A 14,271-nucleotide genomic window follows, 5' to 3' on the forward strand; every position below is an offset into this window, starting at 1 on the left:
AGTCAAGAAACGAATGAACACTTATTTGATTGATATTAAATAGTACTAACCTTAAAAAAATATCCTCATTGGACGTAATCCAATGAGGATATTTTTTATCAAACATTACTTTTGATTTAGTGAATATCACGTTTTTTGAAGTTACCACCGCGTACTTCTGAAACATCAGAAATGACGACAAAAGCACTTTCATCGATACCTTTAATAATTGAAACAATCTTATTTTCTTCCATACGGTTAATAACACAGTTTAAAATTTCAGTTGGTTCATTTGAAAAACCACCACGACCCTGTGTATAAGTAACACCACGACCTAAACGAGCTTGAATCGCATCTCCAATTTCCTCTGACTTCCCACTAACAACACGAACGTCTTTTGATTTTTCTAAACCATCTTGGATAATATCGATAACGTTTTTCGCAATATAGTACGTTAAAGCTGAATATAATGCGCTCTGCAATCCAAAAATAAAGCTTGCCCCTAAGAAAATAAAGGCATTAATAAATAATATAATATCCCCGACTGAAAATGGAATCTTTCGAGATAGTAGCACAGCTAAAACCTCAGAGCCATCTAAAGCTCCACCGTTACGTAAGACAATCCCAATCCCAACACCAAGTAACATACCACCAGCTAAAACAATTAATAAAGGATCTTCTGGACCTAAAATTGTTTTAACATCGTGTAAAAGGACTGTGGAAACAGATAAAGCTGCTATTCCAGCACAACTCATCAATGCAAAAGTTTTACCTACTTGTTTGTAGCCAATAAAAATAAACGGAATATTTAATACAAAGAGTAGCACGCCTAATGGAATACCAAAGAGATGTGCGCCCATAATACTAATCCCCGTCACACCACCATCAATGACATTGTTCGGTATCAATACCGCCTCTAGTCCATATGCTGCGATGACAGCGCCAATGACAATCAGAATAAATTTTCGTGTGTTTTCAACTAACGTTCTTTTTTTCATTAATCTTCTCCATTTCTGTATGTAAAATAATACTTAAGGTTTTGGAATAATATTTACAGCAATTGTTTTTGTCTCAGTCTCTTCAGTTGAGTCGGCCATATTATAGTATTTAGTTACTAAATTGTTCAATTCATTTTCAAAGTTCTTAAATTGATCATTCGTTAATGACAAGTCAAGAAATGAAAAAGTTGCAAAATCTGCCGTGCTTTCTTTTTCATCAAGTGAATTTAAATAATTTTGATATTGAGATAGTAAAGCTAATTGATAGTAAGAAACATAATTTAATTTTTGTTTGATAGTTAGTTGTGACCAATCCTCCTTACTCAGTTTTGCTGCTCCTTCATTTAATGCATAAAATTTCTCTGTAACAGAACGTACTTTTCGCTCTTTTACAATTTTTATAATGTTTTCATCCACCAAAATTTGGATATGGCGATATAAAGTAGCTTGAGGTACATCTTTAATGACAGTAATCATCTCCAAAGTACTTAAGCCTTCTTCTTTATTCAGAGCTTGTAAAATTTTCATTCTCACAGGGTGCATTAAGACCTCTGCTTTATTACGCATAAAACGATCCTCCTATAGAAAAAATGAGATGATATCAAGGGTAGTAATAAAATGTTATCAATATGAGAACATTCTCAAAAATATAATATATATTTTTAAAAAGGATGTACAGTAAAAAGTAGTGAAATTTTTAAATCATTCTGTTATCATTATTGATAATGATAATGAATGGGGGGTTTTAGTAATGAAATTACACTATGGTATTGATGATTTAAATCAACTGGATTGGGCAAGCATACTTCCAATCATTTTGCCATTTTTATTCGTAGGATTTGTTCTAATCATTGTTGCTTTATTCGATTTATATCGGCACCGAGATACGAGAGAAAACATACTTATGTGGGCAATTATTATTTTATTCTTTAATACGATTGGTTCTGTTCTATACTTCATTATTGGTAGAAAGGATGTAAATAAACGTGCGCTTAGAAATTAAAAATATTACGAAAAAGTTTAAACATAAAACGGCTGTGAATGGTTTTTCAATGGTCATTGATGCTAATGAGTGTGTTGGGTTAATTGGTCCAAATGGAGCAGGGAAATCTACGTTAATTCAAATCATTGCTGACATTTTGTATGCGGATGAAGGGGAAGTTCTTCTTGATGGTCAAAAGAATTCATCTATGAAACATCAAATTGGTTATTTACCTCAGTATCCTAATTTTTTCTCGTGGATGACAGCATTTGAAACATTGTCCTTTATGGGAACACTTTCTGGCATAGCAAAAACCGAATTGCAGAAAGAAATTCCATTGCTTTTAGAAAAGGTAGGCTTAGGGAAAGAAGCACATATCCATGTCGGAACATTTTCAGGTGGTATGAAGCAACGCCTTGGCATCGCACAAGCATTATTGCACAAACCAGCTTTAATGATTATGGATGAACCGGTATCTGCACTAGATCCAATAGGTAGGAGAGAAGTGTTAAATCTATTAAAAGAGATAAAAAAAGAAACGACCATTTTATTATCAACGCATATATTGAGCGATGCAGAAGAAATTTGTGAGCGCTTTGTGGTGATTAAAAATGGTCACAAAATAGAGGATGCTACAAAATCAGAATTGCTTAAGCGCCATCAAGAATCAGCTATCTTTTTAATGATTCGAAAGGAAGATTTTAAGTGGTTAACCATGATTGAACATTTGCCATACGTGAAGAAAGTCGAAAGCTGTGGAAATGGCTTTAAAGTATTTGTAGATTATTTGGAAGGGGATGCCCACCGATTATTACAGCATGGACTCGATGCAAAAGTGTTGTTTACTAAATTTGAAGTGGGTATTCAAGACAATCTAGAAGAAATATTTTTAGAATTGGTGGTGTAAGTGAATGCATGCTTTTATCGCGTTAAGCAAAAAAGAAATAAATCAAATGACAAGAGATTATAAAATAGTTTGGCTCCCAATTGTCTTTATCTTACTAGGGCTAACTCAGCCGATTATGATGTATTATTTACCAGTTATTTTACAATCTGCTGGTGGGGTTGAAGGTATAATGATTGATCCTAACATGGCAAAGCCAGAGGGAGGTGAGGTACTTGCCTCAACATTAAATTCACAATTTGACCAACTAGGCATTATTATTCTGGCAGTTGCCACTATGAGTATTATTCAAGGGGAAAAAGCGAATGGCATGATGGCATTTATCCTAACAAGGCCAGTATCGATATCATCTTATTTAAATAGTAAAATCATTATCCATTATATATTGGCAGTTATATGTATGGCTCTTGGCTATGCAGTGTCTTATGGCTACTCAGCGTATTTATTTACTACTGTTCCTATGACACAAGCTATTTGGGCATTAGTATTCTATTGTGTTTGGCTGTTATTTGTCATAACGTTTGTGGCGATGATGAGTACATTTTTCACTAGTCCTGCATTTATTGCATTAATAAGTATCGTTGTCCTATTCATATGTCGTTTCACTGCGGGGTTACATCCAATTTTAGACGTTATTAATCCTGCTAGTAATAGTTTGTATGCAACAAATATTTTGATGACAGGTAAAGTGGGAACTTGGTATGGCATTAATGTTATCGTAACACTGCTGTTGGTTTTATTGATGATCATGACTATGCAAAGTTTTATTGCTAAAAAGAAATTTTAACTTCTCTCAGCAAATGTCTTTTGTACCGAAAGCATAGCGACAGGTACAGAAGTTTCCATAAGCACAAAGCCGATTCCGGACGCAATTATGCCGAGGCATAATTGATATGAAATGAGGTGGAAAAACTGTTATCAATACAAAATTTACGGAAATCGTATGGACAGCATGAGGTACTAAAGGGAGTAGAGTTAAAAATAGAAAAAGGAGAAATACTGGGGTTTGTTGGTGGAAATGGTGCAGGTAAAACAACGACATTAAATTGTATTACTGGATTAGTTGAGCAAGATTCAGGAAAAATCATGATTAATAATGTGCCAAAATCGCAGTCACTCGACTATAAAAAACAATTCTATTTTATTCCTGATACCATTCATGTATTTCCAAATATAGCTGCATATGATTGGATACATTTCGTTTTAAAGCTATATGAAAAGACTGATGATGAAAAATTACAAAGCTTCATTAACGTCTTTGATATGGAAAAAAGTATTTATAAACCAATCGGAACGTATTCTTATGGAATGCTTCATAAGATGGCGTTGATTACTGCTTTTACAATTAGTCCGCCCATTCTAATCATGGATGAGCCGTTAAATGGTCTGGATCCACTTGCGGTCGTTGCTTTTAAGAAGTGTATGAAGGAGTATGTTGAAAATGGTGGGACCGTATTCTTTTCTACTCATTTGTTAGATGTTGCAGAGAAAATTTGTCAATCAATTTCATTTTTAAAAGATGGAAAGATTGTCTTACATGAGCGTGTTGAGAATTTGCTAGTCGATGGGAGCTTAGAAACTATTTTTATGGAGAAGCAAGCCAATGAAGGATAATAGGCAATTAATTAAATTCTTTTTAACATCTTTTTATGCAAAGCCAAAGCAGCCAGTAATTCAAATACTCCTAATTATTGCATTTATTTATGTAGCGATTCAGTATTTTGCACTTACTCTCATGATCTACTTTATAGCGACCCCAGAGGAGTATTTATTATACAATGTTCTTCTTTCAAATGGTGTGACGTATTTATTGATTTCATATTTTGCCATTTCGGTAGTGTTTAGTCAAAGCGATTTTGCTATTTTTGCTCATTTGCCCATTTCAGCAAAGCGGGTTGTCATGTCGAAAATAATAAGTGGCGTAGCTTTACCGATAATGGTTGTCAGTATCTTAACAATACCGACATTTTTTATATTACTGATAGAGTTTAAGCTAGCTGTTGCTGTAAAATCAATTGTATTTTTACTTGTCATGAACGTTTTAATTGTACTGTTCCTTTTGTTAATGTTATCCATTTTAAATCATTTTCGGAGTGAATTTACCAATACATCCGTGTATTTGCTTGTTAGGATGATTCTTATACTAAGTATTGGAATAAGCCCAATAGTGTACTTTTTAATAAAAAATTATCAAGCAATCAGCATTGTTTTAGCAAAATTAGATGCTTCAACAATATCATCCTTAAGTGCTTCCATTTCAGATTTTCTCGATATAGGTTATCGTTTTGCAATGCAACAGTCATTAGTGGAGACGCTTTTGTCATTAAATACTGTCATAAGTTTTATCTTATTATTCGCACTATGCTATTTATTGTTTAAAGTAACGATAAAAATGATTGCGTCTAAGTATTATGAACATGGCTTGCTTGTCAGCAAAATAAAAAAACCGACTAAAGTTTGGGGGAGAGATATCAAAAGTAGTTGGTTCAATTATTTGCAGCGTGAATATTGGATTATTCAGTCTGAACCGTACTTTAAAATGCAAGCTATTTTGGGGATTGTTTTAACCCCAATCTGTACAATCATTTTTTTAATGCTCGTACAGACAAATATCTTAAGAACTGAATGGATTGTTAACTATGAATCTTTTATTTTTCCATATATGGTTTTGTTGATGAGTTGTATGAACAATATAAGTGGAACTCCTTATTCAAGAGAGGGGAAATACTATGCATCTAGCATAACATTGCCATTTGATACACAAAAAATTTATATGGCAAAAGTCGTGATTTCATCATGCATCAGCACAATATCGGTCGTAATAAGCTATATCATTTACATGCTATTTGGCAGAGGCGATATTATTACGGGACTGCTTTTATTGATTACAATACTATTAGTCATTACTTATAATTTATTGTCTCCTCTTTATGATAGAAGGCATCCATTACTTGAATGGACTAATCCATCGGAGGCAATAAAATCAAATCCTACAGTATTAATAAGCCTGCTATATGGATTACCTTTATTAATTGTTATGGGACTTCTTCATTTTAGCTTACGTACTTTCAATGTTTCTCCATTAATGACAGCCGTAATCATTTTGATTGTTGTAACTCTATGTACGATTACATTAATTTATAAAATATTTGATAAGAAAAATTCGGAATGCCCATCACCATAACGTTGACGAGGTCTATTTTGAGATGACCAAGGATGTATTTAATGAACTATATATAGAAAATACATTCTAACAATAAGAGATGGCATCTGTACTTTACAGAAGTCATCTCTTTCTCTTGGACGACGTTGTTTACCTGCACAATGTTAAATCAAAAACACTGCCACAATGGTTGTAACGACAAGCCCAATTATCACGGGCAATAAATTACGCCTTGCAAGTTCGAAGGGGCTGACGTTACAGATTGCAGCGGCTGGAATTAATGCCCAGGGAATGATTGTTCCGCCTCCAACCCAAATTGCTGTAATTTGCCCAAGTGCTGTTAAAGTTGCTGTACCTCCACCAATAGCATTGCCGAACAAACTACCAACAGAGCCTGCTAAGGAAATACCTGAGAAGCCTGAGCCATCTAATCCTGTAATGGCGCCAACGACTGTTAAAGTAATGACCGCAATTTCCTTTGTTAATGGTACGACAGCAGCTAGACCAACGCCGAGATCGTTGACGATACCATGTGAAGCGGCTGGTAAGTAGTCGCCGATAATTTGTGTGAAGCCAGAGTCTCCTAGATAGAAGAAGGCCGCAATGGGAATAACTGGCCCAAACACTTTAAACCCGAACTGGAATCCTTGAATTAAATAACTTGTTGTCTTTTCAAGGCCTTGGTTTTTATGAGCTACAACACAAAGCAACAATAGGATAAAGACGGATGTTCCACCTATTAAAGCTGTAGCATCTCCACCTTGTAATTTTAAGATGGACATGGCAATGACATCGAGGACAAAGGCAATTGGAATGAGAACTGCGAAAAAGCGTTTTTGTCCAAGTGTCAGCAAGTGTTCAGCAGTTACTTGTTCAGCGTCTTCACTTGTGTTGTTTGTAGCGTTCAAATATAGTGCTCCACGTTTCATATCGCGTCGTAATAAAATATAGGCGACTAATGTTGTGACAACGCCCATCGTAATGACAAGAGGGATACTAGCAGCTACTACCTCACCAACTGGAATACCAGCAGCATCAGCAGTCAGTTTCGGAGCCCCCTGTATAACAAAATCACTCGAAAGAGCAATTCCATGACCAAATAAATTCATCGCCATTGCCACTCCAAGTGCTGGCAGACCTGCGCGTATTGCAACTGGCAAGAGAACTGCCCCTAAAAGCGCCACAGCTGGTGATGGCCAGAAAAACCAGGAAATAAACATCATTAACAGACCAATCGTCCAATAAGCTAGTGCTGGTGTTTTAATGATTTTCGTAAAAGGAGCAATCATGACTTCGTTAATACCTGAAGTCATCAAAACGCGACTCATGGCAACGATAATAGAAATAATTAGAATGGTTGATAAAAGCTCTGTAATCGCATAAATAAAGCTGTTAAAAACACCGCTTATAGATGAAGTTAAATCACCTGTAGCTACGATTGCTAGCATGAAGATGCCAATAATACAAATGAGGGTGGTATCGCGACGTTTAACCATAAAGCCAATGATAAGGACAATAAAAACAACGTAAATCCAATGGAGAGCAGTGAATTCAATCCCCATACGTTTCCCCCTCAAAATTAGGTCTGATTATAGAATATGAAGAGAAAAAAAGTTGGTGATGATTTTGGAGAACTAATTCGATGATTAAGATTTAACTTCTTTCAGCCAATTTTTTTTGTACTGAAAGCGTAGCGGCAGGTACAAAAACTTAAATTGGCTGTTTGGAGAAATATAGAAGGGATTTGTCTGTGGGTGTCGAACTAAACGAGAGTACAAATGGAGAGCAAATCGTGTGCTTTTTTAAATTGTACGGTCTAACGTTAACAATCCATCTTATGAGGAGTGATGTGCTATGTATATCAGAACAATAAGTTATTTTATCGGCAGGGGAAAACTAATTTTGTAGAGAACTCATGACAATGGATTTCTCTACTACTAGGGGGGAATCTGAAATTTGATTAGTTTAAAATCGATTGATCAAAGTAATTGGGAAGCTTGTATTGAACTGAAACCTAAGCAAGAACAGCAAGGGTTTATTGCCTCAAATCTGTATTCAATTGCAGAAAGTAAATTTTTTCCGCGCATGAATATAAAGGCGATTTATTGTGGAGAAAAGCTTCTCGGTTTCGCTATGTACGGGATAGATTCGGATGACGGAAACTATTGGATATACAGATTTATGATTGATGCGCACTATCAAGGGCGTGGACACGGCAAGAGCGCGATGAAGTTAGATGCTGATGTAATAATATTAGATCCTGAAATTTCTAATAAAAGAGCGATTAGATGTTACGAAAAATGTGGATTTTCAAAGGTGAAGAAAATTAATAATGAGAGTAATTTGTTAATGGAAATTAAAATTAATAAAGTCTAACTTTGTATTGTTCTTTTCAACGAACAGGCGCAATTCTTGAACAAGGAATTGTGCCTTTTTCAGCAATAGGGCCTTTTTGTGATGGAACTCTTGTTTTTGAAAACTTATTTAAAATTTAAGGAAATGTTAAAATAAATAAGAACGGGAAATTAAACATTTAACAATTTATACTTACGGAGAATAAAAAATGGGAAGAAAATTAACTGATGAGAACAAATTGATGAATACTCATCCTGAATTGGCGGAAGAATGGCATCCTACCAAAAATAAAAAGGTTACACCCGAAAATATTTCTTTTGGATCTGAAAAATATGTTTGGTGGAAATGTCCGAATGGTCCAGATCATGAGTGGGAGATGATGGTTCTTACTAGAACTAAAGGAGGAAAGTGTCCTTTTTGTATCAATAGAAAGGTATCAGTTACCAATAGTTTAAAAACGCTATATCCTGAAATTGCGTTAGATTGGGATTACAACAAAAATGGAGAATATCTTCCCGAAAATACTTTAGCAGGAACTAATGAAAAAAGATATTGGAAATGTCATGCATGTAACTTTGAATGGATAACTAAAGTATCTAAAAGAACAAAGGAGGGCAGTGGCTGTCCTAAATGTTCAAAAAAGAAGGATAGTAAAGAGTACGCTCTAGTAAATAAGTATCCAGAACTATTAAAGGAATGGAATTATGAAAAAAATAAAGGAATAGATCCGACTCATTTTCATTATACTTCAGCTAAACGCGTTAGTTGGAAGTGTAATGAATGTAGTTATGAATGGGATTGTATGATTAAAAGTAGAACTATTCACGAAGATAAAGGATGCCCTAAATGTAATTCAATTTATACTTTATTCCCTGAATTAACTGAAGAATGGTGTTTTGAAAAAAATACAAACCATTCTATTTTTGAAACAGTACCTGGTTCAGAAAAAAAGGTATGGTGGAAATGCTTAAATGGTCATGAAGACTATAAAACTACACCATATTTAAGAACAAAAAAAGGTTCTGGGTGTCCGAAATGTGGTAATCAAAAAGCTATAAAAAATAGATTGAATACCCTTATGTATAAGCAAGGGGCGCAAACAAGAAATGAAATACAGGTTCAAAAAAATAACACTCTACTTAATAAATATCCAGAAGTAGCTATGGAATGGCATCCTAGGTTAAATGGTAGTTTAAAGCCTGATAATTTAACACCAAAATCTAATAAAAAGGTATGGTGGTTGTGTAGTGTTTGTAAGTATGAGTGGATGAGTACTGTAGGTAGCAGAAGTAGTGGTCGAGGTTGCCCTAATTGTGCTAAGCAAAATAGAATAGAAAGTTTTAAGGAGTATAAATTAAATTCAGGTTCCGCTTTATCGGAAAAATTTCCAGAGTTAGCGAAAGAATGGCATAGTGAAAAAAATGACGGTATAACGCCAGATGCTATTAATTATGGCAGTAACGTAGAGTATTGGTGGAAATGTGAATTCGGGCATGAATGGAAAGCATCTCCGAAATCTCGAAGTTCCAAAGGTACTGGTTGTAGACAATGTAATTTTGAAATGAAAACATCGTTTCCTGAACAAGCTATTTATTTTTATTTAAAAAAGATTTTCAATAAGGTAAAGAATAATTTTATATTACATCGAGACTCTTCAAAAATAGAAATAGATATATTTTTACCTGATTATAATTTTGCTATTGAGTATGATGGTGTTTTTTATCATAAAAATAGAGTACATCAAGACAATAAAAAAAATAAATTATTAAATGAAATGGGTATTAAAGTAATAAGAGTAAGGGAAGAAAAATTGCCGCCTTTAAATGATTTTTTTGGAGTTACTATAAAGTCTGAACCAAAAGCAAAAGAAAATATTTTAAATATTTTAAGTGGAATCATGTTAAGTCTTATTGAGGGAGAAAATCTAAGTGAAATTGAGAAATATAATTGGCATAATTTAAACATTAATTTAGAAGAAGATGAAGCTATAATTAACTCTTTATATATCAGTTCTAGGAAAAAGAATTCTTTGGAAAAGTTATATCCTGATTTGGCAGCTGAATGGCATCCTGAAAAAAATGGCTATTTAAAGCCTTATAGCGTTACTCCAGGGTCTGCTAAAAAGATATGGTGGATATGCTTGATATGTGGAGATGAATGGATAGCACCTGTTTATACCAGAGTAAATGGTATGCATAAATGCAAATGGTGTAATGAAAATAATTTAATTAAAAAGAAACCAGAACTATTAAAAGAATGGGACTTCGAGAAAAATAAAGACATCGATTTTTTACGAATAACAGTTGGTTCTGGTAAATACGTTTGGTGGAAATGTAAAAAGGGCCATGAATGGAAGAGTACAATTGCTAATAGATATAGCGGGAACAATTGTCCTTTCTGTGCTGGAAAAAATCATACAGTTGAACTCTCTCTAGGTATATTAAAGCCGGAAATTTCAGCATTTTGGCATCCTGAAAAAAATGGCGAGTTAACTCCATATGACGTTAAAATTAGCAGTGATTTAGTTGTGTGGTGGTACTGTGAAAAAGGAGTAGCTCACAAGCATGAATGGCAGTGTTCTATAAATAATATGAAACAAGCAATATGTCCATATTGTGCTAATAAAAAAGTAGGATTAGATAATTGTTTAGCCGTCTGTTTTCCTCAACTAGCTGAGGAATGGGATTCTAAATTAAATAACTTATCATCCTTTGATGTTCTGGCAAGTAGTAAGAAAAAATACTGGTGGAGGAATGCATTAGGTGATGTTTGGTTAGAATCTATTGAATCAAGAATTAGGAAATATAAGAACTAATAAAATGTGTATACAGATAATAAAGTTGTTTAATTTTTATTAAATTCATTTATAAAATAATAAAGGTGTATAAAAATTTTTGTTGTTTTATTAAACAATCAGGCGCGATTGTTTAATAAACGTCACTGTTCTTCTTAAACTAACGGGATGCAAGAGTTAAACAAGATGTTGCTGCGGTAGCATCTTGTTTCTTATTGAGCTAACAGAGCAGGTTAGTTTAGGAACTTCCTTCCATTTATAGCGTCGAATTTATAAAATTTATGCAATTAGAGCGATCGCTTCTTGTGCTAACGGAGTAGATTAATGTAAGAAAAGACTGGATGCTCGATTAAGAAACTAATATAAAAACCACCAAGTTTTTATGGTGGCTTAGTTTGTTTGCTTGCTTGTAAGGATTATCGTACAGATGATAATGGTCTCCTCCAAGAAGTACCTTTTGTGTTTCAGCATCTATTACTACAAATTTGTGCCATTCTTCTTTTTCATTTTGGTGAAAAGAACCCATAAAATATACTTGGCGATTGGGATGAATATGAGGCGAGTTTAGGTTATCCATTTTTTCTGTACCGAGTTTAGTTTTCAATTTGAATGTTAGTTCTGTATCTGCTACCTCTTTGAAGGAGATTTTTTTTCTCATACTGAATGCAGCATCTTTATACTCTTCATAGATGTTTTTATCTAATTTGCTATAGAATTCATCTTCTTCGATAAAAGATTTACTTTGATTATCTGGATATTCTAATTTAAGTGTAGAGGTTTCTGAGGCTGACGTTCTTTGGTTTAACGTTTCAGTTGGTAAAAAGGATATAAGAAGGAAACTGGAAAAGACACCCAATGTCAGTAGCATTGTTTTCATTATTTCACCTCCAGTTTTATAAGATAAACATATTATTACCCCAGCATTGTTTATTATGATAATAATTTTACGTTACCAAGATTTAAGTAATTGTTCTCCGACTATAGATTTGTTTATTCAACTAACAGGGGCTATAGTTAAATTTTGATTCACGAAATATCGAACCAAAAAGACAGAATTTAATCTACACGTTTTGTAGATTAAATCTGCCTTTTTGTTTTAAAAGCAACAATCTTTGAGAAAACAGCAAAATAAAAGGAGCTATACTATGAATTTTTATTTATTAAAGGAAAAATCGGACACAAATGTACTCTTCAAGAATAATGGAGAAGATTATGATATCAGGAAATGTGATAAATGTGGCGGGGTGTTATCAACTATAAAAAATCCTTTAAAAGTCCAATTACGAGATGATGAAACTAGTGACTTTTATAAAATGATGGGAAATAATATTATTGGAAGTGGAATTCAAGCTATTCTAATAAGACATAATTTTAAAGGGTTCAAATTATCCCCTATAGAAATTGAAGTTAAAAATGAGAAGCGATTATTAGATAAGGAATTATTTAATTTAGCCCGCATTGAAGCTACAGGTAAAGGTGGTTTTCTCCAAGATCATTTAGGAAATAAAATACCGCATTGTGAGACTTGTGGAGCATTTTTAAATAATTTGCGTATCTCTGAAGGGTTAAGCGTAGATGAAAAAGAGTGGGATGGTAGTGATATTTTCTACTTTAATAACTGGTACGGTAATTTAATTATTACTGAAGCTGTTTACAATGTTTTAAATGAATCCAACACTCAAAACGTTAGGTTTATTAATTTGAGGGAATTTAGTAATGATTATAGAAGGAGGTTGAAATGAAGAGATTAATATAAACATTCAAATAAAGGAAAAAGTTTGTAAAAAAATGTTCTTAAACTCCCATGAAAGAACTTAATCATCTTTCATTTTCTGTGATGTGGCGCTAGTTTTTGCCGCTACATGGATGGCTAACGGGGTGCTTTAGTGCAACAAGCATTTCGAAAATTTTCCCAAACGACGCTTTGGGAATTAATGTTATACTTAAGAATTTTTCGTAATAAAATATAGAATACAACCACGAAATTTATCTATCACTATTGTATCCAACAGTAATTTTTGGGGTTTTTCAGGTAATTTTTTTATTATTGAATATGAAATTATATGGAAAAGCAGGTGTTTAGAATGTATAGAAAAACAAAATTTGTGTTGATATTTTCAGTAATATCTCTTATCTTCTCACTATTGTTGATTTTTACTCTTGAAAAGAAAGACTGGCTTCTTCCTTTTATATGTATTTTTACACTAGGTGCAGGGCTTTTTGCATTTGACACAGAAAGAAAAGCACGTAGATAAGAATAAAGTGTGGGGTAAGGGGGCACTTTTTTTCTTCAACTAACAATACTTTAGTGCAACAAGGACTTATACGCTATACAAAACAATCTTAATAAACTTTCCCAAATAAAAGCTTGGTAACATTTCAAACAGCGACAAACACTGTTAAATCGGTGTTTGTCGCTGTTTTTATAGAAAATAAGACTCTGAGACGCTGCGAAAAATAATTTTAAAGAGGACTGTTCGATCCACTTGTTCTGAATGGCGGTAACATACTAAATAGAATCTCAATGAAATGTTACCAAGGACGATTTGCAAATTAATGTTATACTTAAAACTAAAGATTTTATATAAGTAGAAGATTAAAATCAAGAAGGAAAGGAATTAAGTTAAATGAATACATTTATTGCTATTTTTCCATTGATTTTTTGGTTGGCAATTTTCGGGGGAATCATTTTTGGTGCATATCAACTTGGAAAACGAAAATCAAGAAATCAAGATAAATGATATTAAGTTTACTAACGAGGTGCTTTAGTGTAACAAGGATTTATAATGTATACATAAATGAATCTAATAACGTTCCTAAATAAAAGCTTGGTAACATTTCAAACAGCGACAAACACTGTTAAATCGGTGTTTGTCGCTGTTTTTTATAGAAAATAAGACTCTGAGACGCTGCGAAAAATAATTTTAAAGAAGACTGTTCGATCCACTTGTTCTGAATGGCGGTAACATATAAATAGAATCTCAATGAAATGTTACCCAAGGTGAAGTGACCCCTAAAAGTTAGACACGGTTATTTCATTTAGGCAGCTTGGGTAAATTGCGTTCGGTATTGCACCGGGCTCAATTTTAATTTTGC

General features: G+C 33.5%; 12 protein-coding genes. 8 read left to right on the plus strand and 4 right to left on the minus strand.

Going from position 1 to position 14,271, the window contains the following annotated elements; genetic code table 11:
• Positions 1 to 116: 116 nt before the first annotated feature.
• Both ACVWXS_RS12135 and ACVWXS_RS12140 read right to left on the minus strand, forming a co-directional pair.
• Entirely contained in the window at positions 117 to 977 is an 861-nt protein-coding gene (locus ACVWXS_RS12135; protein WP_402985185.1) for a YitT family protein, read from the minus strand.
• Positions 978 to 1,010: 33 nt separating this feature from the next.
• Complete coding sequence (locus ACVWXS_RS12140; RefSeq protein ID WP_368635248.1) at positions 1,011 to 1,544, minus strand: transcriptional regulator; 534 nt, start codon at positions 1,542 to 1,544, stop codon at positions 1,011 to 1,013.
• 184 nt (positions 1,545 to 1,728) lie between these two features.
• Here ACVWXS_RS12140 and ACVWXS_RS12145 point away from each other — a divergent pair, with 184 nt between their 5' ends.
• The 5 genes from ACVWXS_RS12145 (at position 1,729) to ACVWXS_RS12165 (ending at position 6,047) form a co-directional block, all read left to right on the plus strand.
• On the plus strand, positions 1,729 to 1,980 hold the full coding sequence (locus tag ACVWXS_RS12145) for a PLD nuclease N-terminal domain-containing protein (protein WP_368635247.1): 252 nt from the start codon (positions 1,729 to 1,731) through the stop codon (positions 1,978 to 1,980).
• On the plus strand, positions 1,964 to 2,866 hold the full coding sequence (locus ACVWXS_RS12150; protein WP_456958391.1) for an ABC transporter ATP-binding protein: 903 nt from the start codon (positions 1,964 to 1,966) through the stop codon (positions 2,864 to 2,866). Before ACVWXS_RS12145 ends, ACVWXS_RS12150 begins: the two co-directional genes overlap by 17 nt.
• Positions 2,867 to 2,870: 4 nt before the next feature.
• Positions 2,871 to 3,650, plus strand: coding sequence for an ABC transporter permease (locus tag ACVWXS_RS12155; protein WP_456958392.1), 780 nt, complete (start codon positions 2,871 to 2,873; stop codon positions 3,648 to 3,650).
• A 116-nt stretch (positions 3,651 to 3,766) separates the two neighbouring features.
• Positions 3,767 to 4,477 carry an ABC transporter ATP-binding protein gene (locus ACVWXS_RS12160; protein WP_456958393.1) on the plus strand — a complete coding sequence of 237 codons (711 nt, stop codon included), beginning with the start codon at positions 3,767 to 3,769 and terminating at the stop codon, positions 4,475 to 4,477.
• Positions 4,467 to 6,047 (plus strand): hypothetical protein, encoded by a 1,581-nt coding sequence (locus tag ACVWXS_RS12165; protein ID WP_456958394.1) that lies wholly within the window; start codon positions 4,467 to 4,469, stop codon positions 6,045 to 6,047. Before ACVWXS_RS12160 ends, ACVWXS_RS12165 begins: the two co-directional genes overlap by 11 nt.
• A gap of 143 nt (positions 6,048 to 6,190) precedes the next feature.
• Here ACVWXS_RS12165 and ACVWXS_RS12170 read toward each other — a convergent pair whose 3' ends face one another.
• The gene (locus ACVWXS_RS12170; protein ID WP_456958395.1) at positions 6,191 to 7,588 is read right to left on the minus strand and encodes a hypothetical protein; all 1,398 of its coding nucleotides are present in this window, start codon (positions 7,586 to 7,588) and stop codon (positions 6,191 to 6,193) included.
• Between the two features lie 394 nt (positions 7,589 to 7,982).
• On the opposite strand from ACVWXS_RS12170, the gene ACVWXS_RS12175 reads away from it, so the two are divergent.
• Together ACVWXS_RS12175 and ACVWXS_RS12180 are read left to right on the plus strand one after the other, a co-directional pair.
• Positions 7,983 to 8,402, plus strand: a complete 420-nt coding sequence (locus tag ACVWXS_RS12175) for a GNAT family N-acetyltransferase (protein ID WP_456958396.1) — start codon at positions 7,983 to 7,985, stop codon at positions 8,400 to 8,402.
• A gap of 187 nt (positions 8,403 to 8,589) precedes the next feature.
• Entirely contained in the window at positions 8,590 to 11,196 is a 2,607-nt protein-coding gene (locus ACVWXS_RS12180) for a zinc-ribbon domain-containing protein (RefSeq protein ID WP_456958397.1), read from the plus strand.
• Between the two features lie 328 nt (positions 11,197 to 11,524).
• On the opposite strand, the gene ACVWXS_RS12185 is transcribed toward ACVWXS_RS12180, so the two are convergent.
• The gene (locus ACVWXS_RS12185) at positions 11,525 to 12,052 is read right to left on the minus strand and encodes a hypothetical protein (RefSeq protein WP_456958398.1); all 528 of its coding nucleotides are present in this window, start codon (positions 12,050 to 12,052) and stop codon (positions 11,525 to 11,527) included.
• A gap of 268 nt (positions 12,053 to 12,320) precedes the next feature.
• Between ACVWXS_RS12185 and ACVWXS_RS12190 the strand changes: the two genes are divergently transcribed.
• Positions 12,321 to 12,917: a hypothetical protein gene (locus ACVWXS_RS12190; RefSeq protein ID WP_456958399.1), complete on the plus strand. Its 597-nt coding sequence runs from the start codon at positions 12,321 to 12,323 to the stop codon at positions 12,915 to 12,917.
• The last annotated feature ends 1,354 nt before the right edge of the window (positions 12,918 to 14,271 follow it).

Source organism: Lysinibacillus sp. TE18511, from assembly GCF_054062295.1.